This is a genomic window from Burkholderia lata, from assembly GCF_000012945.1.
GTDB lineage: Bacteria > Pseudomonadota > Gammaproteobacteria > Burkholderiales > Burkholderiaceae > Burkholderia > Burkholderia lata.
This window is the reverse complement of record NC_007511.1, coordinates 1,444,061-1,466,753: the sequence shown is the minus strand read 5'-3', so window position 1 is coordinate 1,466,753 and position 22,693 is coordinate 1,444,061. Positions and strand designations below refer to the sequence as shown.

General features: G+C 67.8%; 14 protein-coding genes. 7 read left to right on the top strand and 7 right to left on the bottom strand.

What is annotated here, in order from left to right; all coding sequences use genetic code 11:
- Positions 1 to 113: 113 nt before the first annotated feature.
- The gene (locus tag BCEP18194_RS29235; protein WP_011354896.1) at positions 114 to 6,173 is read left to right on the top strand and encodes an alpha-2-macroglobulin family protein; all 6,060 of its coding nucleotides are present in this window, start codon (positions 114 to 116) and stop codon (positions 6,171 to 6,173) included.
- Positions 6,174 to 6,183: 10 nt separating this feature from the next.
- A complete protein-coding gene (gene pbpC / locus BCEP18194_RS29230) occupies positions 6,184 to 8,427 on the top strand; it encodes a penicillin-binding protein 1C (protein WP_011354895.1) in 2,244 nt (747 codons plus the stop codon).
- A 23-nt stretch (positions 8,428 to 8,450) separates the two neighbouring features.
- On the opposite strand, the gene BCEP18194_RS29225 is transcribed toward pbpC, so the two are convergent.
- Both BCEP18194_RS29225 and BCEP18194_RS38860 read right to left on the bottom strand, forming a co-directional pair.
- On the bottom strand, positions 8,451 to 9,077 hold the full coding sequence (locus BCEP18194_RS29225; RefSeq protein WP_011354894.1) for a LemA family protein: 627 nt from the start codon (positions 9,075 to 9,077) through the stop codon (positions 8,451 to 8,453).
- Between the two features lie 81 nt (positions 9,078 to 9,158).
- Positions 9,159 to 10,583: a TPM domain-containing protein gene (locus BCEP18194_RS38860; protein ID WP_081436669.1), complete on the bottom strand. Its 1,425-nt coding sequence runs from the start codon at positions 10,581 to 10,583 to the stop codon at positions 9,159 to 9,161.
- A 213-nt stretch (positions 10,584 to 10,796) separates the two neighbouring features.
- Between BCEP18194_RS38860 and BCEP18194_RS29215 the strand changes: the two genes are divergently transcribed.
- The gene (locus BCEP18194_RS29215; protein ID WP_041493267.1) at positions 10,797 to 11,486 is read left to right on the top strand and encodes a hypothetical protein; all 690 of its coding nucleotides are present in this window, start codon (positions 10,797 to 10,799) and stop codon (positions 11,484 to 11,486) included.
- A 39-nt stretch (positions 11,487 to 11,525) separates the two neighbouring features.
- Here BCEP18194_RS29215 and BCEP18194_RS29210 read toward each other — a convergent pair whose 3' ends face one another.
- The 3 genes from BCEP18194_RS29210 to BCEP18194_RS29200 form a co-directional block, all read right to left on the bottom strand.
- Complete coding sequence (locus tag BCEP18194_RS29210) at positions 11,526 to 12,047, bottom strand: GNAT family N-acetyltransferase (protein WP_011354891.1); 522 nt, start codon at positions 12,045 to 12,047, stop codon at positions 11,526 to 11,528.
- 21 nt (positions 12,048 to 12,068) lie between these two features.
- Positions 12,069 to 13,322 carry a multidrug effflux MFS transporter gene (locus tag BCEP18194_RS29205; RefSeq protein ID WP_041493266.1) on the bottom strand — a complete coding sequence of 418 codons (1,254 nt, stop codon included), beginning with the start codon at positions 13,320 to 13,322 and terminating at the stop codon, positions 12,069 to 12,071.
- Between the two features lie 354 nt (positions 13,323 to 13,676).
- Positions 13,677 to 14,573, bottom strand: coding sequence for a glutamate/aspartate ABC transporter substrate-binding protein (locus BCEP18194_RS29200; protein WP_011354889.1), 897 nt, complete (start codon positions 14,571 to 14,573; stop codon positions 13,677 to 13,679).
- A 421-nt stretch (positions 14,574 to 14,994) separates the two neighbouring features.
- On the opposite strand from BCEP18194_RS29200, the gene BCEP18194_RS29195 reads away from it, so the two are divergent.
- From BCEP18194_RS29195 to BCEP18194_RS29180, 3 genes are all read left to right on the top strand, one after another.
- A complete protein-coding gene (locus BCEP18194_RS29195; protein ID WP_011354888.1) occupies positions 14,995 to 16,647 on the top strand; it encodes a S8 family peptidase in 1,653 nt (550 codons plus the stop codon).
- 712 nt (positions 16,648 to 17,359) lie between these two features.
- Positions 17,360 to 20,125, top strand: coding sequence for a magnesium-translocating P-type ATPase (mgtA, locus tag BCEP18194_RS29185; RefSeq protein WP_011354886.1), 2,766 nt, complete (start codon positions 17,360 to 17,362; stop codon positions 20,123 to 20,125).
- Between the two features lie 80 nt (positions 20,126 to 20,205).
- The gene (locus tag BCEP18194_RS29180) at positions 20,206 to 20,949 is read left to right on the top strand and encodes a transporter (RefSeq protein ID WP_011354885.1); all 744 of its coding nucleotides are present in this window, start codon (positions 20,206 to 20,208) and stop codon (positions 20,947 to 20,949) included.
- Positions 20,950 to 21,007: 58 nt separating this feature from the next.
- Here BCEP18194_RS29180 and BCEP18194_RS29175 read toward each other — a convergent pair whose 3' ends face one another.
- Both BCEP18194_RS29175 and BCEP18194_RS29170 read right to left on the bottom strand, forming a co-directional pair.
- Positions 21,008 to 21,292, bottom strand: coding sequence for a hypothetical protein (locus BCEP18194_RS29175; RefSeq protein ID WP_011354884.1), 285 nt, complete (start codon positions 21,290 to 21,292; stop codon positions 21,008 to 21,010).
- 99 nt (positions 21,293 to 21,391) lie between these two features.
- A complete protein-coding gene (locus BCEP18194_RS29170) occupies positions 21,392 to 22,267 on the bottom strand; it encodes a LysR family transcriptional regulator (protein ID WP_011354883.1) in 876 nt (291 codons plus the stop codon).
- A gap of 51 nt (positions 22,268 to 22,318) precedes the next feature.
- Between BCEP18194_RS29170 and BCEP18194_RS29165 the strand changes: the two genes are divergently transcribed.
- Positions 22,319 to 22,627, top strand: coding sequence for a hypothetical protein (locus tag BCEP18194_RS29165; protein WP_011354882.1), 309 nt, complete (start codon positions 22,319 to 22,321; stop codon positions 22,625 to 22,627).
- Positions 22,628 to 22,693 lie beyond the last annotated feature (66 nt).

The window sequence follows — 22,693 nt, the reverse complement described above, 5'->3', positions numbered from 1 at the left end:
CACACCAGTGTCGCACGTCGACGACACACTGTGCGGTGCGATGCGCGCGCATGTCGGTCGGTTAGAATCGCGTGCAATCAAACAGAAAGCTTCCCTCCGAGGGCAATCGAGCGATGAAGCAGCACGACAAACAGAACAAAGCAACGCGAACCAACCACACCACCCGGCTGCTCTGGCGCATCGGCGCCGTCGCAGCGCTCGGCGGCGCCACGGCACTGTCGCTGCATGCGGGCGCGGCGCGCACGGTGAGCGTATCGCCGCAAGGCACCGTCACCGAAGTCCGGCAGAGCGTCGTCAAGTTCGACGAACCGATGGTCGCATTCGGCTCGGCCTCCGCGCCGAATCCCGCGCGCGTCACCTGCAACGACTCCACGGCCGCGCGCGGCCAGGGTCACTGGCTCGACGACAAGACCTGGGTTTACGATTTCGAAAACGACCTGCCGCCCGGCGTGCGCTGCTCGGTTGCGCTCAACGACACGTTGCGCTCGGTCGCCGGCAATGCGGCCAGCGGCCCGCGCCGCTTCACGTTCCAGACGGGCGGCCCGTTCCCGGTGAACGTGCGCCCCGGCTCGCGCGAGATCGAGGAACGGCAGATGTTCGTGCTGAAGCTGAACGGCCCGGCCGAACCGCGTTCGGCGCTCGCAAACATCTGGTGCGAAGCAGCCGGCATCGGCAACCGCATTCCCGTCACGGCCGCCGACGACGATGCGCGCAACGCCCTGCTCGATCACTTCGGTCTGAAGAAGGATGCCGCGCGCGTGCTGACGCTTTCGTGCGCGCAGGCGCTGCCGGCCAGCGCAAAGATGCAGCTCGTGTACGGCAAGGGCGTCACGAGCCCGAGCGGGATCCCGAACGAAACGGAACGACGCTTCGATTTCACCGTGCGCGCCCCGTTCGCCGCGAGCTTCTCGTGCGAACGCGAGAACGCGAAGGCGCCCTGCACGCCGCTGCGCCCGCTCACGCTGTCGTTCAACGCGCCGATCTCGCGCAAGAACGCCGAGGCGATCAAGCTGCGCGGCCCTGACGGAACGCTCGCGCCGACCTTCGCGGCCGACGACAAGAGCGAGGAAGTCACCACCGTCACGTTCAACCCGCCGCTGCCCGAACAGGCCGGCCTGACGATCGAATTGCCGTCGGGCCTGCGCGACGTGACCGACCGCTCGCTGTCCAACGCCGACCTGTTCCCGCTCGCGACGCGCACCGCGCCGATGCCGCCGCTCGCGAAATTCTCGTCGGGCACCTTCGGGATCGTCGAGCGCTTCGCGGAACCCGATTCGCCCGCGCTCGTGCCCGTCACGCTGCGCAACGTCGAAGCCGACCTGCATATCGACGGCCTCAACACCCAGGGCGCGCAATTCTCGAACCTGAAGGTCGACGACGACACCGCGATTCGTCAGTGGATGCGCACGGTCGACCGCTTCGACAACTGGTCGATGACGGCCGGCTCGATCGACAGCCAGATTCCCGGCCTGCTCGAACGCAAAGGCCAGCATCCCGTGTACGTGCCGCGCGAGGCCGGCGAAAAAGCGCCCGCGCCGAAGGATCGCCGCATCGACGTGCGCTCGCTGACGCTGCTCAAGGGCCAGCCCGGCGTGCAGGCGCTGACGCTGCCGAAGGCGGACCCGAAGGCGCTGCGCCCGTTCGAAGTCGTCGGCGTGCCGATCGACAAGCCTGGCTTCTACGTGCTCGAACTCGCGTCGCCCGCGCTCGGCCGCTCGCTGCTCGCGAAGCCGTCGAGCATGTACGTGCGCACCACGGTGCTCGTCACCAACCTCGCCGTGCACCTGAAACAGGGCCGCGAAAACAACCTCGTGTGGGTCACGACGCTCGACAAGGGCAAGCCCGTGCCGAACGCGCAGATCCGCGTGTCGGACTGCAACGGCGACGAGATCGCGTCCGGCAAGACCGATGCACAGGGCTTGCTCAAGATCGACGGCGCGTTCGAATCGAAACGCGCCTGCAGTTCGTCCGATTCGGAGCAACGCTTCGACGACTACTTCGTGTCGGCCCGCGTGAACGATCCGAAGACGGGCCCCGACATGGCGTTCGTCAGCTCGGGCTGGAACCGCGGAATCGAATCGTGGCGCTTCAACGTGCCGACCGACACCGATAGCGCGCGGACCGTGCGCGCGCATACGGTCTTCGACCGCACGTTGCTGCGCGCGGGCGAAACCGTATCGATGAAGCATTTCATCCGTGCCGAGACGCTGCAGAGCCTCGCGTTCCCGTCGCAATACCCGACGCGCGTGACGATCCGCCATCTCGGCACCGGCCAGACGTACAAGCTGCCGCTCACGTGGGCAGTCGACCACAGCGCGGACACGCAGTTCACGCTGCCGGCCGCCGCGAAGCTCGGCGAATACAGTGTCGAGCTCGAAGGCGGCCCGGAAGACGCACCGACCGCCACCTATTACAGCGGCAGCTTCCGCGTCGAGGCATTCCGCCTGCCGGTGCTGAAGGGGTCGATCGGCGCGCGCGACGCGCAGAAGAGCCCGCTCGTCGCCGTGAAGGAAGCGCCGCTCGCGGTGCAGATCGACTACGTGTCGGGTGGCGGCGCATCGAACCTGCCCGTGCAGGTGTCGGCGCTGATGAAGTGGGCCTCGCCGCCGTTCGCGGATCGCTTCGAGGATTTCAGCTTCACGCCGTATCGTCCCGAAGCGAGCGACGGCAATGCCGACGACGATTCGCAGGACGGCGACAACGCATCGGCGTCGAACAACGATCCCGACGCGACGAAGCTGATCGCCGACAAGCTGCCGCTGACGCTCGACCGCAACGGTGCGGGCTCGGTCACGCTCAAGGGCCTGCCCGACGTCGACGCGCCGAAGCGCATCGCGCTCGAAGCGACGTTCGCCGACCCGAACGGCGAAGTGCAGACGATTCGCGGCGACACGATCCTGTGGCCGGCCGCGGTGGTGGCCGGCATCAAGGCAGGCCGCTGGGTATCGGTCGGCCAGCGCGTGCCGGTGCAGGCACTGGCGGTCGACCTGCAAGGCAAGCCGCGTGCATCCGTGCCGATCGAGATCAAGGGCGTTGCGCACATCACGACGTCGTCGCGCAAGCGGATGGTCGGCGGCTTCTATGCGTACGACAACAAGAGCGACACGCGCGACCTCGGCGTGCTTTGCTCAGGCAAGACCGACGACAAGGGCCGCATGGCCTGCGACGCGACGCTCGAACAGGCCGGCAACGTGCAGCTGATCGCGGTGGCCAAGGACGGCGACGGCCGCACGTCGAATGCCGCGACGTCGGTGTGGGTCACGCGCGAAGACGAACTCTGGTTCGGCGGCGACAACACCGACCGGATCGACGTGATCCCGGAGAAAACCTCGTACGAACCCGGCGAAACCGCCCGCTTCCAGGTGCGCATGCCGTTCCGCTACGCAACCGCGCTGGTCGCGGTCGAACGCGGCGGCGTGATGGAAACGCACATCGTCGAGCTGAACGGCAAGAATCCGACGGTCGACCTGAAGGTCGGCGAATCGTGGGGGCCGAACGTCTACGTGTCGGTGCTCGCGCTGCGCGGCCGGATTCGCGAAGTGCCGTGGTACTCGTTCTTCACGTGGGGCTGGAAGGCACCGGTCGAATGGGCGCGCGCGTTCTGGCGCGAAGGCCGTCACTATGAAGCGCCGACCGCGTTCGTCGACCTGTCGAAACCCGCGTTCCGCTATGGGCTCGGCGAAATCAAGGTCGGTACGGGCGTGCACCGTCTCGGCGTGACCGTGACGACCGACGCGACGCGCTACACGGTGCGCAGCAAGGCACAGGCGCACGTGAAGGTCACGCTGCCGAACGGCCAGCCCGCGCCGGCCGGCACGCAGATCGCGGTCGCGGCCGTCGACGAGGCGCTGCTCGAACTGATGCCGAACAACAGCTGGGACCTGCTCGACGCGATGCTGCGGCGACGCGCGTACGGCGTCGAGACGGCCACCGCGCAGATGGAAATCGTGGGCCGCCGCCACTTCGGCCGCAAGGCCGTGCCGGCCGGCGGCGGTGGCGGCAGCGCGCCGACGCGCGAGCTGTTCGACACGCTGCTGCTGTGGAATCCGCGCGTGACGCTGGATGCGAACGGCAGCGCGACCGTCGAAGTGCCGCTGAACGACGCGCTCACGCGCTTCCGGATCGTCGCGATCGCGGCAGTCGGCGCCGACCGTTTCGGCACCGGCAGCACGTCGATCCGCAGCACGCAGGATCTGCAGCTGATCTCCGGCCTGCCGCCGCTCGTGCGCGAAGGCGACGCGTTCCGCGCACAGGTCACGCTGCGCAACACGACCGACCGCGCGATGCAGGTTGTCGTGACGCCGCGCGTGACGGGCCTCGACGTTGCACCGCAAACCGTTTCGCTTGCAGCGAATGCGGCGACCGAAGTCGCGTGGACGATCACCGTGCCCGAGCAGGCGCTCGACGCGGCTGGTGCGCTGAACTGGCGCATCGAAGCGGCCGAGCAAGGCGGCAAGCGCGCATCCGACGCGCTGGCGGTCGCGCAGAAGGTCGTGCCCGCGCTGCCGGTCACGGTACAGCAGGCGACGCTCGCGCAAGTCGACGGCACGCTGACGGTGCCGATCGCCTCACCGGCCGGCGCCGCGAACAACGCGCAAGGCCTGCCGCGCGGCGGCATCGCCGTGTCGCTGCAGTCGAAGCTTGCCGATGGCCTGCCCGGCGTGAAGCGCTGGTTCGAGCGGTATCCGTACCGCTGCCTCGAACAGCAGACGTCGCGCGCGATCGGCCTGCGCGATCCCGCGCAATGGCAGGCGCTGATCGCCCGCATGCCCGTCTATCTCGACAGCGACGGGCTCGCGAGCTACTTCCCGCCGTCGTCCGACGATTCGCATGCCGGCAGCGCGACGCTGTCGTCGTACCTGCTCGTGGTGTCCGACGAGGCAAGCCGTCTCGACCCGCGCTTCGCGCTGCCGGAAGACCTGCGCACGCAGCTCGAGGCCGGGCTCGCGCGCTTCGTCGACGGCCGCCTCGAGCGCAACACGTGGGCGCCGCGCCAGGATCGCGACCTGCGCAAGCTCGCCGCCATCGAGGCGCTGTCGCGCTACGGCGCCGCGCAGGGCCGCATGCTCGGCTCGATCGAGATCGCGCCGAACCAGTGGCCGACGTCGGCGGTGATCGACTATCACGCGATCCTGACGCGCGTGAAGGACATCCCGCAACGCGACGAGAAACGCGCGCAGGTCGAACAGATCCTGCGGGCGCGCCTCACGTACCAGGGCACGCAGCTCGTGTTCTCGACCGCGCGCGACGACGACCTGTGGTGGCTGATGACCAGCAACGAGACCAACGCGGCACGTCTCGCGCTGGAATTCGCGGGCGACCCGGCATGGAAGGACGAGATGCCGCGCGTGACGGCCGGCCTCCTCGCCTTGCAGCGCCAGGGCGCATGGCAGACCACGACGTCGAACGCGCTCGGCCTGCTCGCGGTCGAGCGCTTCTCGCGCACCTACGAGAGCACGCCGGTTGCCGGCGCGACGAAGGTCGCGCTCGGCGGCGACGAGCGCACGATCTCGTGGTCGCAGGGAGCGGCACTGGCACCGGCACCCGCATCCGTCGACACGCCGGCGTCGGCCACCCCGGCTACCCGCGCCGCCGCGGCCCGCAGCGTGATGCTGCCGTGGCCGCGCACATCGCAGGCGCCGACCACGCTGTCCGTCACGCAGGACGGCACGGGCCGCCCGTGGGCCACGATCGAAAGCCTCGCGGCGGTGCCGCTGCGTTCGCCGTTCGCAGCCGGCTACCGGATCACGAAGACCGTCACGCCCGTATCGCCCGCCGTCAAGGGCGTGCTGACGCGCGGCGATGTCGTGCGCGTGCATCTCGACATCGATGCGCAGAGCGACATGACGTGGGTCGTCGTCAATGATCCGGTTCCGGCCGGTTCGACGATCCTCGGTTCGGGCCTCGGCCGCGACTCCGAAGCCGCGACGCAGGGCGAGAAGACGCCGGACGGCGCATGGCCGGCGTTCATCGAGCGCGACTTCGACGGCTACCGCGCGTACTACGACTATCTGCCGAAGGGCAAATTCTCGGTCGAGTACACGGTGCGGCTGAACAACGTCGGCACGTTCGGGCTGCCGCCGACGCGTGTCGAGGCGCTGTACGCGCCGTCCGTGTATGGCCTGTGGCCGAACCCGCCGATGACCGTGAAGCCGGCCGAAGCGGGCAAGTAACGAGACCTTGATGATCGATCTGGCATTGCCGCGGCCGGCGCGTTTCGCCGGCCGCGTATTCGTGGCCATCGTGCTGGCGGCGCCGCTCGTCGCGCATGCGCTGCCGAGCTACGACGAAGTGCGCCGCAACTGGCGCAGCTCCGACTGGGTGCTGCTCGCGCGCGACGGCACGCCGCTGCAGCGCACGCGCGTCGACCTCACCGAACGGCGCGGCGACTGGGTGTCGCTTGCCGACGTGTCGCCCGCGTTTCGCGAGGCGATCGTCGTGTCGGAAGACAAGCGCTTTTATGAACACAGCGGCGTCGACTGGCGCGGCATCGCCGGCGCCGCGTGGGGCAACCTGTGGAACGAGCGCACGCGCGGCGCGTCGACCGTCACGATGCAGCTCGCCGGGCTGCTCAGCGATTCGCCGCGCCGGTCGGGCCAGCGCTCGCTGCCGCAAAAGGCGACGCAGGCGGTCAACGCGCTGCTGCTCGAACGCGGCTGGCGCAAGGACCAGGTGCTCGAGGCGTACCTGAACCTCGTGCCGTTCCGCGGCGAGACGATCGGCCTCGCCGCGCTGTCGCAAGTGCTGTTCGGCAAGGCGCCGTCGGGCCTCGACGCCCGCGAAGCCGCGATCGCGGCCGCGCTCGTGCGCGCGCCCAATGCCACGCCCGCGAAAGTCGCCGAGCGCGCGTGCCGGATCCTGCGCGACATGCATGCCGAGCAGGCCTGCGCGTCGCTCGACGGTTACGTGCAGCTCGTCATCGCGCGTCCGGCCAGCGCCGCGCGCGACGACGGCGCCGCCCTCGCCCCGCACTTCGCACGACGCATCGCGGCCGAGGTGCGGCCAACGGCCGGCGCGCAGGTGCGCACGACGCTCGATGCGCCGCTGCAGCGCTTCGCGCGCGACACGCTGGTGCGCGCGCTGACCGAACTCAACGCGCCGGCACACCGGCGCAACGTGCAGGACGGCGCGGTCGTCGTGATCGACAACGCGACCGGCGAGATTCGCGCGTGGGTCGGCTCGTCCGGCGCGCTGTCGAGCGCGCGCGACGTCGATGCCGTGCTCGCGCCGCGCCAGGCCGGCTCGACGCTCAAGCCGTTCCTGTATGCGCAGGCGATCGACGAGAAGCGCCTGACGGCCGCGTCGCTGCTCGACGATGCGCCGATCAACCTCGCCGCCGGCGGCGGCCTGTACATTCCTCAGAACTACGACAAGGATTTCAAGGGCTGGGTGAGCGTGCGCAGCGCGCTCGGCGGCTCGCTGAACGTGCCGGCCGTGCGCACGCTCGTGCTCGTCACGCCGCACCGCTTCGCGCGCACGCTGACCGCGCTCGGCCTGCCGCTCGCGCAGGAAGGCGACTATTACGGCTTCAGCCTCGCGCTCGGCAGCGCGGACGTCACGCTGCTGTCGCTGACCAATGCGTATCGCGCGCTCGCGAACGGCGGCGTTGCCCGCAAGGCCATCGACCTGCCCGCGCCGGCACCGGCGTCCGGCGCGTCGACCGCCTCGCCCGCCCGCGCGGCCGACGGCACGCGCGTGTTCAGCGAGGCAGCCAGCTTCGTCGTGACCGACATCCTCTCCGACAACAACGCGCGCGTGCGCACGTTCGGCTTCGACAATCCACTCGCGACGCGCTTCTTCTCGGCGGTCAAGACCGGTACGAGCAAGGATATGCGCGACAACTGGACCGTCGGCTTCACGTCGCGCTATACGGTCGGCGTGTGGGTCGGCAATGCGGACGGCTCGCCGATGTGGGACGTGTCGGGCGTCACGGGCGCGTCGCCCGTGTGGTCGGCCGTCGTCGGCTACCTGCACCGCGACCAGCCGAGCCGCGCGCCGCGCGCGCCGGCCGGTGTGGAGACGCGCCGCATCACGTTCGAACGCGATATCGAACCGTCACGCAACGAGTGGTTCATCGCGGGAACGGCGGTCGACACGATCCGGCTCGCCGCCCCCGTCACGCCGGGCAAGGACGGCGCACGCGCGCCGCTGACGATCGGTACGCCGACCGACGGCACGATCTTCGCGATCGACCCGGACATTCCGCCGAAGAACCAGCGAATCTGGTTCGAGCGCTCGGCCGGGCGCGCGACGAAATTCGCGTGGCGGCTCGACGACAAGGTGATCGGGCATGCCGATCGCATCGCATGGATGCCGTGGCCGGGCCGGCACCGGCTCGAACTCGTCGATGCGCGCGGCAATGTGGCCGATACGATCAGCTTCGAGGTGCGCGGCGCATTCGCGAAGGCGGCCGCGCGCAAGCCGTGAGCGCTTGAGCGCGTGAGCCGGCGTTACTCGCCGGCCGCGTTTGCCTTTGGCGGCTGCGGCCGGGCGGAGAAATCAAGCGTCGGCGCGGTCGAGATCGCCGCTTCGTTCGCGACGCCGAAATTCGGGCGCGGCTGGTAGTCGAAGATCTTCGCGATCAGGACGCCCGGGAACTGGCGGATCTGCACGTTGTAGTGCTGCACCGTCTTGATGTAGCGGCCGCGCGCGACCGCGATGCGGTTTTCCGTGCCTTCGAGCTGCGTCTGCAGATCACGGAACGCTTCGTTCGCCTTCAGCTCCGGGTAGCGCTCGGACACCACCATCAGCCGGCTCAGCGCCCCGGACAGCTCGCCCTGCCGCTGGTCGAACGCCGCGAGCGCGGCCGGATCCTTCGCCATCTCCGGTGTCATCTGCACGCTGCCCACGCGCGCCCGGGCCGACGCCACCTCGGTCAGCACGCGCTCCTCGTGCGCCGCGTAGCCCTTCACCGACGCGGCGAGGTTCGGCACGAGATCGGCGCGGCGCTGGTACTGGTTCAGCACTTCGGACCACGCGGCATTGATGTCCTCGTCGGACGACTGGATCGCGTTATAGCCGCACCCCGCGAGCGGAGCCAGCACGCAGCACACGAGCAGGATTCGAAACCATTTCATCGTCGGTAGTTTCCGGTTGAACGCTCCGGGCGGAGCGGTAGGTGAAAAGAATCAGGTGCGCGGGCACGCGGCGCGCGTGGGCTACCAGCGGCCCGATGCGCCGCCGCCGCCGCTCGAACCGCCGCCGCCACGGAACGAATCGGAGCTCGAGCGCGATCGGGAGCCCGACGAGGAAGACGACGAGCCGATGCCCATCAGCTTCCCCCAGATCACGGCGAGCACGCACAGCACGCCGAAGATGCCGGACAGCACTTCCTCGATCGAATAATCCAGCTCGCGCCCGATCGCGATGATCATGAACAGCGTCCCGCCCACGATCGCCGTGTATTTGCGCACGCGCGCCGACAGGAACAGGTTGATGCCGAGCAGGCACGGCGCGACCCCGGCCGCCGCCGGGACGAACGCCGCGGCGCCCAGCATGGCGGCGAGATTGCCATTGAAGATCGCGCCGACCGGCAGCACCACGATCGGCACGACGGCCGCCACGAGCCAGGCGGCCAGCAGCGTCACCCTGCGGCGCAGCTGGCGCCACTGCGCGATCACGCCCAGCACCACATTGGCTACCCCGAGCAGGAACCAGAACCGTACGCCGCCCGTGTTCGCGTGTTTCCGCACGAGCAGGCCGTTCGACTGGTACTTCGCGCCGCCGGTCCGTGCGTCGCGGGGCGGCGCATGCGTGGCATCGGTCGTGGTCGCCGCGTCCGTTTCGTATACGTCGTCGCGCCCGCCGGGCGCCGTCGCGGGTGCGGCCGGCTCAGGCATCGCGGCGTCCGCCGGCATCAATTGGCGCGTCAGTGCGTCCACCGCATCGCTGATGCCGCCTTCAATGCGGTTCTCGCGGAATGCCGGCACGATCCGCTCGCGGATGATCCGGCCCGCGACGATGTCCGGAATCGTGCCTTCGAGCCCGTAGCCGACTTCGATCCGCACGGTATGGTCGTTGAGCGCGGCGACCAGCAGCAGCCCGTTGTTGACCTCGGCCTTGCCGAGCTTCCACTGGTCGAATACGGTGGTCGCGAACTGTTCGATCGTCGACTGCCCGGTCGAGCCGACCAGCAGGACCGCGACCTGTACGCCGAGTCGTTGTTCGAGCGCAGCGAGGCGGTCGGTCAGCTCGGATGTGCAGGCGCTGCTGAGCACCCCCGTCGTGTCGGTCACGCGGCCTTTCAACGGCGGCGCGACCTCGGGTTTAGCGGCGACCGGATAGGCCGCTGCGGCGGCCACGTGCGTGCAGGCGGAGTCGGTTGGGGCGAAAAGCGTATTGGCCGACGACGCCTCGACGGCGGTGTTGCCGGCTTCGGCCGGCGCTGCGATGGCCGCGCTGCCGAACAGCACGACCGCGCTTGCCAGCAAGGCCGTGGTGGCCGTCCGGATGCCGCGCCTGCAGGTCGCGTCCTTCGTGCTGCGTGCGTGCCGAATACCGCCTCGGTTCCTGCCTGCCGACGAAGCCGGATCGCCCTCGCCACCCGGCGGGCACGGCCGGCCCGTCTGTCGTTTCAAGTTCATGTCGGAAACGGCGCGCCGACTCCAGCGAGGACGGCGCGTTCTCTCGTCGTTTTTAATCGTCCCGCAGCTTAACCAATTACGAAAGGAACTGAAAGGTTTCCGGCGCAGCGGACAAACGGGCAAGCAGCCCACGAATACGGAACCTAGAATGACTTGAACGGCGCCGCGTCCCCTGACGCACCGGCTGCGCCCTTCTTCCGGACACCCGCGACCATGAACCTGCACCCCAGGCGCTTCATCCGCCCCGCTTTGGGCACGCTCTGCCTCGCCACCCTCGCAACGCTTCAGGCGTGCAACGGCGATGCCTGCTTCGGCGTCGATGCCTGCTTCAACAACAACACGCAGACCGTCGCGCTCTCCGGCACGGCCGCGACGGGCGACGCGCTCGCAAGCGCGCAGGTAACGGTCAGTTGCGCGGCGGGTTCGGCGACAACGCTGACGGATGGCGGCGGCAACTACAGCGTGGCGGTCAACGCCACGCTGCCGTGCGTGATCACCGTGACGTCGGGCGGCACGAGCCTGCATTCGCTCGCGTACGCAGGCGGCACGTTCAATACGACGCCCGAGACCGAGCTGATGCTGGTCTATCTCGCCGCCCAGCTCGGCACGAACACGGCCACATTGATCGGCAATTTCCAGGGGAATTCGCGCTACCAGCAGGCGATGAACAGCGCGAACACCGTACAGGCCGCGCAATCGGCCGTGGTGACGAACCTGCAGCAGCGCTATTCGGTTGCGTTCGCGGCGCCGGCATTCCTGACCACGTCGTTCACGGTCGGGCAACCGGGTGTCGACAGCGATCTCGTCGCACTCGCGAAAGCCGGCGCGATCGACTCGAACGGGATGCCGGACCCGGCTGCCGTGTCGCTGCTGACGCAGGCCGGCGCGGCGCATCCGCTGTAAGCGGCCGGTGGCGGGAAGAAAAACGCCCGGTAGCGGGCGTCAGGTGTGCGCTTCGGGTTCGCCGTCAGCCAGCAGCGCCCACCGTTCGTGGTCGCGCCATTCGCCGCCGAGGCGCAGATAACGCGGCGAAAACCCCTCTTTCGTGAAACCGAGCCGCCGCACCAGCGCAATCGACGCGTGGTTGCCGGGCTGGATGTTCGCTTCGAGCCGATGCAGCCCGAGTTCGCCGAACGCGACGCCGATCGCCGCGCGCATGGCCTCGGTCATCAGCCCCTTGCGGCTGAACGCCGCCATGCCGTAGTACCCGAGATACGCGCTCTGGAACACCCCGCCGACGATCTCGTTGAGGTTCACCACGCCAACCACCGCCCCGGACGTGCGTTCGCGCGCGACGAGGCCGACGTTCGGCCCCGTCAGGCAGCGGCCGAACCACTGGTCGAATCCCGCCTGGTCGGTGAATGAGTCAACCCACGGCAGGTGGTGGCTCCGGCTCGCGCGGTTGGCGGCGATCAGGTCGGCGGCGTCGGTTCGGGCGACGCGACTCAGCAGGATCGGGTTCATGGGCTGGTCGACAGGTGCCACTCAGGCAGCCTCCTCGCGCCCGCACACGACGGACGCGGCCTGGGCCTGCTGCTGCGACAGGTACCGCAACAGCTTGGTGACCATCCACACGACGATGCACGACAGCACGACGAAGAACACCGCGAGTGGCGTCAGCACGTGAATCGACACGAAACCGGCCAGCCCCATCATCGCGGACGACACCAGCAGCAGTGCGCATCCGAGAATCGCGCTCGTCAGGCCGGCGATATGTGGAAACAGCGAATTGCCCTTGGCCATCAGCGTCGGATACATCGCGCCCGCGCAGAAGCCCATCACGAGCACCGGCGTCGCAAGCGTCCAGACGCGCAGCCCGACGGTCAGCGCCAGCACCAGCATCGCGACCGACGCGCCTGCCATCACGCGCGCGCCGATGCGCAGCCGTTGCTCGGCGCTCGGCAGCCCGGGACGGTGAATCCGGTTCGACAGGCCGCCGAGGAAATACATCAGCCCGATACCAAGTGCGAGATAGCCGAAGAAGGTCGGCGGCTTGTGCAGCGTGGTCTGCACCATGAACGGCCCGACGATGTTGAACACGAGCAGGATGCTGTAGCACAGCCCCTGTGCGAGGAAGCAGCTCTGGAACACCGGGCTCGCCAGCACCTTGCCCGCGTTCGTCATCAGCGTGCGTGGCTCGAGATGCACGGGTTTCGGCAAGGTTTCCCGGTAACGCCACAGCAGCGCCCACATCACCAGCGAGTACACCAGCAGGAACACGAGGCACGCGCGCCAGCCGAACCATTCCTGCAAGTGCGCGCCGATCACCGGTGCGACGATCGGCGCGAGCCCCCACGCGATCGACATGTACGTAAACGCGTGCATCAGCGCCTGGCCGGAGAACGAATCGGTGATGATCGCCTTCGCGAGCAGGTTGGTGGTCGCGATCCCGAAGCCCTGCAGGCAGCGCGCCAGCACGAACGTCTCCAGGTTCTGCGCGCCGAGCGACAACAGGCAGCCGATCGTGTAGATCACGAGCCCGAACGCGAGCACGCGCTTGCGCCCGTAAGCATCGGCCACCGGCCCGAAGATGAGCTGGCCGAGCGCATAGGCCGCCATGTAGCCCGACACGCTCGACTGGATCGCCTGCGGCGTGGTCGCGAACGAACGTGCCATGTCAGGCAGCGCGGGCACGTAGATGTCGATCGCGAGCTGGCCGGCAGACGCGAACAGACAGATCAGGAACAGCAGGAAACGCGGCGAATTCGACTCGCGCGCGGGAGTGAGCGTGGCGTTCATGACGACTGGGAAGGATGTCGGGCGGCAGCGGCGCAGCCGTGCGATGTTCGGATGGCGAACACGCGTGCGACGTGGCGAATCCCGTATTGTGCCTGTTGTCGGGTCGCGCAGCCGGATTCCCCTGGCGTGGACGAGGTTGAATGCCGATTGCGGCATGCCCGGAAATCCGCTCCCGGCGCGGCAGCGCTCGCCGGGGGAGCATCGCCGTCGGTAGAAAACCCGGCTGGCTCGGCATCCCGGTCCCGCGCGGGCCTGGAATGTGTGCGTGGCGCGTTTCGCCCTGCCGTGCTGTCGACACCGCCGGCACGAGCCGGCGGTTTTTCATTGCCGAACGTCGATCAGTCCCGCATCCCGTCAATACTGCGCCTGATCCGTCGGATTCCTGAACAGCTGCTTCATCTCCGCCGACAGCGGATAGTTGAGGCTCACGCCCTTGGGCGGAATCGGCTGCGTGAACCACTGGTTGTAGAGCTTCTCGGCGGCACCCGACGTCTGCATCTTCGCGATCACGCCGTCGACGACATGCTTGAACGCCGGATCGTCCCTGCGCATCATGCACGCGTAGTTCTCGTGAACGAGCGGCGTGCCCGTCACCGTGTACGCGCCCGGGTTGCGATCCTTCGCGATCTCGCCGTACAGCAGCGGCTCGTCCATCACGAACGCCACCGCGCGCCCGGTCGTGACGTTCATGAACGCTTCGGCGTGATCCTTCGCGCTGATGATCGTCATGTTCATCGCCTTCTCTTCATTGAGCTTGCGCAGCAGGCGCTCGTCCGACGTGCCGGCCGTCGTCGCGACCGTCTTGCCGGCCAGGTCCGCGAAGTCCTTCACGCCGGAATCCTTGCGCGTGCTGAAGCGGATGCCATAAAGAAAGATGCTGTTCGAGAACGCGGCCTGCTTCTGCCGTTCGAGCGTGTTCGTCGTCGATCCGCATTCGAAATCGATCGTCCCGTTCTGCAATAGCGGAATCCGGTTCTGCGACGTGATCGGGATTTCCTTCACCGCGAGGTTCGGCGCGTTCAGGTCCGTCTTCAGCTGGTCGATGATGCGCGCCGCGATGTCGCGCGAATAGCCGATGTTCTTCTGCTGGTTGTCCGAATACGAGAACGGCACCGACGATTCGCGAATGCCCAGCGACACGACGCCCGTGTCCTTGATCTTCTTCAGCGTGCCGGTGAGGGCCTGCGCGTGCGCGGTGCCCGCCAGCGCACAGGACAGCGCGACGGCCAGCCAGCGTAAGCGACGATCCATGCTTTTCTCCTGACGAAACGTTGATCGAATCGCGATCGTACGCCCGACAAAATTCGCGTCGCATCAGGGAAAGCGTAATCAACCTTCCACCGCGGCCGGGCCGTGAAAGATGTTTTCCGTACCGCGCAAACGAGCCCGCGCCGCACGTATCGCCCGACCGGCCGCGCACGGACTCGCCCCACCTTTTGTGCCACGCGTTCCAAACACGCGTTCATGCTGCAACGCACCAACGTAATCGTTTGCGCCCGCCCCGGTTTTTCTCGTGAAACGCACTCAAGAAGCCGCCGCGCAAGCCGTTACCCAGTGCATGGCGCGTCGCAGCAACCTTGCTGCAACCGTCAGACAAAAAAGACAAGGTCCGGGTCAGCCGGACCAGCGGCACCGCCGGCACGACGGTTATCTACGAGGATCGAGTTTCAACATGAGAACCAAGCTCAATTTTGCGCTGGCGCGCTCCGCACATGCGCGCATGCTAGCCGGCATGCTGTCCGCCGCCGCCCTCCTGCCCCTCGCCGGTTGCGGCGGTGGAGGCGGCGGCGACGGCAGCAACCCGTCTTCTTCCAACGCAGCGCCCGCCCCTGCCCCCACGCCGTCTCCCGCGCCGTCCAATCCCACGACCCCGCCCGCTTCCTCCGGCAGCAATGCCTGCGCGACGCAGCAGGCCGCCGTGCAGATGGCGGCGCAGGCCGCGCCGGTCGAACCGCCGATCGATCACCTGATCGTCAAGCTGAAGACGCTGACGGCCACGCGTGCGATGGCGGCCATCGACAACGGGACGCGGCTCGACGCGGTGATCCAGCGCTCGATGACGCGCTGGACGGCGCCGGTCGCCGGCAGCGCACGTGCCTATGCAAGCACGGTCGGGCAAACGCCGGTGAACGTGCAGGTCGAACGGACAATCTCGAATGGCGCGACCGTGCTGTCGCTCGGCCAGCGCATGGCCGCCACCGACGCAGCCGCGCTCGCGCAGGCATTCGCAGCCGATTCGGACGTCGACTACGCGGAACCGGATCACCCGATGCAGATCCGCGACACGCCGAGCGACCCGCTCTACAGCCAGCAGTGGTACCTGTCCGATCCGACCGCCGGTATCGACCTGCCGCCCGCGTGGAACGTGACCAAGGGTTCGCCGACCGTCGTCACGGCCGTGCTCGACACGGGCTACCGGCCGCACGCCGACCTCGTCGGCAACCTGCTGTCCGGCTACAGCTTCATCAGCAACGTCAACACCAGCAACAACGGCCTGACCCGCAGCCCTGATGCAACCGACCCGGGCGACTGGGTGACGCAGCAGGAACTCGACAACGCAAACGGCCCGTACTATCACTGCGCGAGCCAGCCGAGCGACAGCAGCTGGCACGGCACGCGCGTGATGGGCGTGATCGGCGCGACCGCCAACAACGGCACCGGCATCGCCGGCGTGTCGTGGCTCGGCCAGATCCTGCCGGTGCGCGTGCTCGGCAAGTGCGGCGGCACGACGAGCGACATCGCCGACGGGATGCGCTGGGCTGCCGGCATTGCGGTGAGCGGCGTACCGAACAACCCGCGCCCCGCGAAGGTCATCAACCTGAGCCTCGGCGGTGTCGGCGCATGCAGCTCGACGTTCCAGCAGGCCATCGACGACGTGACCGCGAAGGGCGTGACCGTCATCGTCGCCGCCGGCAACGACGGCCTGTCCACCGGGCTCGACCAGCCCGCGAACTGCCGCGGCGTGATCAGCGTCGGCGCCACCGACGCGACCGGCCGCCGCGCGTCGTTCAGCAACTTCGGTCCCGATGTCTCGCTGAGCGCGCCGGGCGTCAACATCCTGTCGACGTCGAATACCGGCACGACGACCCCGGGCTCGGACACCTACGGCCTCGCGAACGGCACCAGCCTCGCGACGCCGCAGGTGACGGGGGTTGCTGCACTGATGTTGTCGGTGAACGGCAACCTCACGCCGGCGCAGATCCAGCAGAAGCTGCAGGGCGGCACGCGCACGACCAAGCTCGCGGCCGGCACGTCGTGCACCGCGATGCCGGCGGGCTCGGGCATCCTCGATGCAGGGGCCGCCGTCGCGTCGGCCAACCAGTAACGCTCCCCTGCTCCGGCGCGGCCGCGCGCATGCCGACGTGGCGTGCGCGCGGCCGTTTCATTGAAGGCGATCCGGTGTGTCTCCGGTCGCGCGTCGACCCGATTACGTTTCTCGAAATAACGACTGACAAAAGGGTTGACGCTTCGCACAGCGACCCATTACCATCGCTCCCGTCTAATTACATGGAGTGTTCTGTGAACACCGATGCGAGTTGTAGTTGGTCCTCGACCAACTTGACTGCTGCCTGAGGAAAACGCGCAGAGCCTCGTCTTCTGCCGCATCCCGGGAAGCAGGATGCGGCGTCCTTCCGGCCTGACTGGCCAGATCTCCCGCCGAATTTTCATTGTTGTCGAATGCACGCGATGCGCCATCGCGCGCGTGCGTTCGTGTTGCGCGCAGCATCCGCTGCGTGCGCCTTCCGTTCGCGTGCCGTCCGGCCGCGCGCCTTCGTGCGTGCGTCGCTGTCGATCGCCCGCGCCGATTATTCGCAACCGACAGGAGTGCAGATGAACTCAGACGACAGTAGTCGATTACCGCTCGCCGGTGCGACGCTGCGCATCGCCCCTCCGGCCGCACCGCACGCGCCGGCGAGCGTTCCCGCCTTCACCGATCCACAGCCGATCGCGCCTGACGCGACGCGGCGGGGAGCGCTCGTGCGTCGATAACGTCACGGTCGCTCCCCGCCCGCCGCCTCGTGCGCAAGGAGCGACTCATGACGACACGACACAACACCTCGCAAAAGAAACAGCGCGGCTTCATCAAGGCCGGCGGCACCCAGCAGAACGACCCGCGCATCATGCGTGCCGCGCAGGAAGCGGCCCGTCCGCTCGACGACACGCTGAAGTCGCTGAACACCAGCACGCGCGGCCTCACCTACGACCAGGCCGCCGATCGCCTGCAGCACTACGGCCCGAACGAAATCGCGCACGACAAGCCCCCGCACTGGACCCGCCAGTTGCTGCTCTCGTTCCACAACCCGTTCGTCTACGTGCTGCTGGTGCTGGCCGCCATCAGCTTCTTCACCGACGTCTACTTCGCGGCACCCGACGATCGCGACTATGTCGGCATGACAATCCTGCTGACGATGGTCACGATCAGCGCGTTGCTGCGCTTCGTGCAGGAATTCCGTTCGCTGCGCGCGGCCGAGAAGCTGAAGGCGATGGTCCGCACGACCGCCACCGTGCAGCGTGCAATGACCGACACGTCCGAGCCGACACGCCGCGACGTGCCGATGCGCGAAGTGGTGGCCGGCGACATCGTGCACCTGTCGGCCGGCGACATGATCCCGGCGGACGTGCGCCTGCTCGCGTCACGCGACCTGTTCATCAGCCAGGCCGTGCTGACCGGCGAAGCGCTGCCGGTCGAGAAATACGACACGCTCGGCGCGGTCGCCGGCAAGTCCGCCAGCACGCGTGCGGCGGGTGCCGCGACCGATGCATCGGCATCGCTGCTCGATCTCGAGAACGTCTGCTTCATGGGCACCAACGTCGTCAGCGGCACGGCGACGGCCGTCGTCGTCGCGACCGGCGAGGACACCTACTTCGGCTCGCTCGCGCGCAACGTCGTGAGCCACAAGCGCATCGAGACGAGCTTCGACCGCGGTGTCTCGAGCGTGAGCTGGCTGCTGATCAAGTTCATGTTCGTGATGGTGCCGATCGTGTTCATGATCAACGGGCTGACCAAGGGCGACTGGCTGAGCGCGCTCACGTTCGCCCTCGCGGTGGCCGTGGGCCTCACGCCCGAGATGCTGCCGATGATCGTCAGCGCGAACCTCGCGCGCGGCGCGGTGGCGATGGCGCGCCGCAAGGTCGTCGTCAAGCGGCTGAACTCGGTGCAGAACTTCGGCGCGATGGACGTGCTGTGCACCGACAAGACCGGCACGCTCACGCAGGACAAGATCATCCTCGAACATCACCTCGACCTGTCGGGCTACAAGGACGAAGAAATCCTGCGGCTCGGCTGGCTGAACAGCTTCCACCAGAGCGGCCAGAAGAACCTGATCGACATCGCGGTCGTCGCGCGTGCCGACGAGATCGGCGAGCGCGTGAAGCCGCAGGGCTACAAGAAGATCGACGAACTGCCGTTCGACTTCGTGCGCCGCCGCCTGTCGGTCGTCGTCGAGGACACGCGCGGCACGCACCTGCTGATCTGCAAGGGCGCGGTCGAGGAAATGCTGGCCGTCTCCACGCACGTGCAGGATGAGGACGGCGTGCGCCCGCTCGACTTCGTCGCGCGCAAGCGGCTGCTCGAACAGGCCAGCGCGTACAACGAGGACGGCTTCCGCGTGCTCGTGCTCGCGACGCGCACGATCCCGCGCGGCGACGAGCGCCAGCAGTACCGCACCGCCGACGAACACGATCTCGTCGTGCGCGGCTTCCTGACCTTCCTCGATCCGCCGAAGGAATCGGCCGCGCCGGCGCTCGCCGCGCTGCGCGAAAACGGCGTCGCGGTGAAGGTGCTGACGGGCGACAACCCGATCGTCACGATGAAGGTGTGCCGCCAGGTCGGCCTCGAACCCGGCAAGCCGATCCTCGGCGCGGAAATCGAAGCGCTCGACGATGCGACGCTCGCGGAAGTCGTCGAACGCACGACCGTGTTCGCGAAGCTGACGCCGCTGCAGAAGGCGCGCATCGTCAAGGCGCTGCAGGCCAACGGCCACACGGTCGGCTTCCTCGGCGACGGCATCAACGATGCGCCCGCGCTGCGCGACGCCGACGTCGGCATCTCGGTCGACAGCGGCGCCGACATCGCGAAGGAAACCGCCGACATCATCCTGCTCGAAAAGAGCCTGATGGTGCTCGAGGAAGGCGTGATCAAGGGCCGCGAGACGTTCGGCAACATCCTGAAGTACCTGAACATGACCGCGAGCTCGAACTTCGGCAACGTGTTCTCGGTGCTCGTCGCCAGTGCGTTCCTGCCGTGGGAGCCGATGCTCGCGACGCAGCTGCTCGTGCTGAACCTGATCTACGACACGTCGCAGATGCTGCTGCCGTGGGACAAGATGGATCCCGAGTTCCTGAAGAAGCCGCGCAAGTGGGAAGCCGGCAACATCAGCCGCTTCATGCTGTGGGTCGGGCCGACGTCGTCGGTGTTCGACATCACGACCTACATCCTGATGTGGACCGTGTTCGGCGCGGGTGCGATGTATCACCTGAACGGCGGCACCGGCGGCCAGATCGTGATGAACTCGGGCTGGTTCATCGAGAGCCTGGTATCGCAGACGCTCGTCGTGCACCTGCTGCGCACGCAGAAGATTCCGTTCCTGCAGAGCACGGCCGCACTGCCGGTGCTGCTGTCGACGTTCACCGCGATCGCGATCGGCTGCTGGCTGCCGTTCTCGCCGTTCGCGGAGTCCCTCGGCTTCATGCACCTGCCGGGCACCTTCTGGCTGTGGCTCGCTGCAACGATGGTCGGCTACATCCTCCTCGCGCAGATCGTCAAGACGATCTACGTGCGCCGCTACAAGCAGTGGTTCTGAGCTTCCCCGCTTGAAGGCGTCGTGCCGGCCCGCGCCACCCGCGCGGGCCGGCAGGCTCGCCACGCACGACAGGTGATCCCATGAAAAGAATGCTTCCGCTCGCAGCCGCGAGCGCCCTCCTCGCACCGTTTGACGCCCTCGCCACCCATCCGCTCGTCAGCGACGACACGGGCACGCAGGGCAACGCAAACTGGCAGTTCGAGTTCAACGCCGAGGAAACCTCGAAACAGGAAGAAAACGGCCGCCACCAGCTGTGGAACGCGACGCTCACGCGCGGGTTCGGCGAGCACGCCGATCTCTACGTGAACGTGCCGTACACGCATCTGCAGACACGCACCGACGAGAACGGCGCCGGGGTCGGCGATGTCGAGATCGGCATGAAATGGCGGTTCGTCGAACGCGGTCCGCTGTCGATCGCGCTGAAGCCGAAACTGACGACGCCGACCGGCAACGATCGGCGCGGGCTCGGCACCGGCCGCGTGGGTGCCGGCGCAACGCTGCTCGCGCAGCTCGACGTCGCGCGGTTTTCGTTCCTCGCGAATGCGGGAATGACGGTCCAGTCGAATCGCCAGGGCGACCGGACGTCGATCTGGGCCGTATCGGGCGCGGCGATCTACAAGGCGACCGACACGCTGCAGATCGTGGCCGACATCGGCACGTCGCGCAACACGGCAAGCGGCGCCGGCACAAATCCCGCATTCGTGATCGCGGGCGCGATCTATTCGCCGAAGCCGTGGCTCGATCTCGACATCGGCTACCGGCGCGGGCTGAACGACCAGACCTACGATCATTCGGTGATGGGCGGCGTGACGGTGCGGTGGTAACGCATCGACGCCGCATGTCGAACCGCAACACGACGGGCCGCTTCGCGCGGCCCGTTTTTCATTGCGCGTCGTTCGCGCCGAACAGTTGCGCGCACACCGCGCGCCCTTCGTCGGTCAGCGCGGCGCTGCCGGTGCCGTCCTCGTTCAGTGTCGTCGCGCTCAGGCCAGCGGCGTCGAGCTGCGTCAGTACGCGGCGCAGCGTGCTCATCGGCAATTGCGTGCGCTTCGCGATCTTCGGCAGCGACCAGGTCTTGCCGGCCGGATCGCTCGCGGCATCGTTCAGCGTCGCGAGCGTCGCAACGAGTGCGGGATCGAGCGGGGAGTCGTCGGATTCTGAAGTCATGGGTTACGGTCGGTGAGCGAGACACTGGGGCTTTTGTTCGGCGTCCGGCACGCGATCGGGCGACCGCCGCCGGCCGAGGACACTATACCGCTTCGTCCATCATGCATTCTTGATCGCGGCACGCATGAACGACACGAAGCGCGTGGTGACGGGATCGTCGCGGTCCGATAGCCATGCGAGCCCGACGCGCCACTTCGCGTCCTTGCCGTCGAGCGGCAACACCGTCGCATCGCGCAGCAGATATTGCGCACGCGACGGAATGAACGCGACGCCCGCACCGGCCGCGACCGACGCGAGCACCGACTGCACGTCTTCGGCCTGCTGCGTCACGTGCGGCACGAAGCGGCGCTCGACGCACCACCGGTCGACCTGCGCGGCCAACCCCTGCCCGCGTGCGCGCTGCAACGCGATGAAGCCAATCTCGTTGAGTGTGCCGAGATCGGCCGGCACGCGCTTCAGGCCGAGATGCGGCGGCACCGCCAGCGCCAGCGCCTCGTCGATCACCTTGAACGACGACAGTCCTTCGTCCGACGGCAGGCGCAGGAACCCGGCATCGAGCTTGCCCGCGCGCAACCGGCGCGTCTGCTCCGCGGACGACAGGTCGCTCAGCGTGACGGCAATGCCGGGATTCCGGCTGCGAAACTCCGCGACGAGCTTCGGGACGAGCGTCAGCACCGACAGGCAGATGCCCAGCCGCAAATGGCCGCGTTGCCCGCTCGACAGCTCGCGCGCGCGGACGAGGATCTCGTCGGCATCGCGTACGAGCGCCTGCGCGTCGGGCAGGAAGCGCTCGCCGAACGGCGTCAGCTCCGCACCGTGCCGGCCGCGCTCGAACAGCTTGCCGCCGAGGCTCGACTCGAGCGCGCCGATCTGCTTGCTCAGTGCCGGCTGGCTCATGTGCAGCGCGTCGGCCGCGCGGCTGAAATGGCACAGCTCGGTAACGGTCAGGAACGTTCTCAGCAGTTTCAATTCCATTCTTAAAAGGAATCGTAACGATCAAAACATTCATTTTACCGATCGAATGCGATGACGTTCAATACGGACATGCCCTTTCAGGAATCGATCGTCATGTCTGTTGATCTCGTCTATGAATGTCCGCCCGACGACACTTCGTGTGCACCGGCCGCCATCGGCGAGTGCGCCGCAATTGCCGACCCGAGCGCGCCGAAGCGTCGTGCCGAACGTACCGAACGCGCTGACGGCCGAGGCCGCCGCTTTCGTTTCGGCGATGCGGTGGACGCGATGAGCGCGATGAACGACGCGCCACCGCGCCCCGTGACCGGCTCGATCGCGATCAGCTTCGCGGTGGTGTCGCGGCGCAACTGGCCGCGTTGAATGGCGTGCGGCACCCGTGCATGCTTGCCATGCCTGCCCTCGCCATCGCGACATCAAACGCTGCAT

Excerpts from the sequence above, each read along its gene's own strand:
- BCEP18194_RS29235 (WP_011354896.1), top strand. The coding sequence starts at position 114 with ATGAAGCAGCACGACAAACAGAACAAAGCAACGCGAACCAACCACACC.
- pbpC (WP_011354895.1), top strand. The coding sequence starts at position 6,184 with ATGATCGATCTGGCATTGCCGCGGCCGGCGCGTTTCGCCGGCCGCGTA.
- BCEP18194_RS29225 (WP_011354894.1), bottom strand. The coding sequence starts at position 9,077 with ATGAAATGGTTTCGAATCCTGCTCGTGTGCTGCGTGCTGGCTCCGCTC.
- BCEP18194_RS38860 (WP_081436669.1), bottom strand. The coding sequence starts at position 10,583 with ATGAACTTGAAACGACAGACGGGCCGGCCGTGCCCGCCGGGTGGCGAG.
- BCEP18194_RS29215 (WP_041493267.1), top strand. The coding sequence starts at position 10,797 with ATGAACCTGCACCCCAGGCGCTTCATCCGCCCCGCTTTGGGCACGCTC.
- BCEP18194_RS29210 (WP_011354891.1), bottom strand. The coding sequence starts at position 12,047 with ATGAACCCGATCCTGCTGAGTCGCGTCGCCCGAACCGACGCCGCCGAC.
- BCEP18194_RS29205 (WP_041493266.1), bottom strand. The coding sequence starts at position 13,322 with ATGAACGCCACGCTCACTCCCGCGCGCGAGTCGAATTCGCCGCGTTTC.
- BCEP18194_RS29200 (WP_011354889.1), bottom strand. The coding sequence starts at position 14,573 with ATGGATCGTCGCTTACGCTGGCTGGCCGTCGCGCTGTCCTGTGCGCTG.
- BCEP18194_RS29195 (WP_011354888.1), top strand. The coding sequence starts at position 14,995 with ATGAGAACCAAGCTCAATTTTGCGCTGGCGCGCTCCGCACATGCGCGC.
- mgtA (WP_011354886.1), top strand. The coding sequence starts at position 17,360 with ATGACGACACGACACAACACCTCGCAAAAGAAACAGCGCGGCTTCATC.
- BCEP18194_RS29180 (WP_011354885.1), top strand. The coding sequence starts at position 20,206 with ATGAAAAGAATGCTTCCGCTCGCAGCCGCGAGCGCCCTCCTCGCACCG.
- BCEP18194_RS29175 (WP_011354884.1), bottom strand. The coding sequence starts at position 21,292 with ATGACTTCAGAATCCGACGACTCCCCGCTCGATCCCGCACTCGTTGCG.
- BCEP18194_RS29170 (WP_011354883.1), bottom strand. The coding sequence starts at position 22,267 with ATGGAATTGAAACTGCTGAGAACGTTCCTGACCGTTACCGAGCTGTGC.
- BCEP18194_RS29165 (WP_011354882.1), top strand. The coding sequence starts at position 22,319 with ATGACGTTCAATACGGACATGCCCTTTCAGGAATCGATCGTCATGTCT.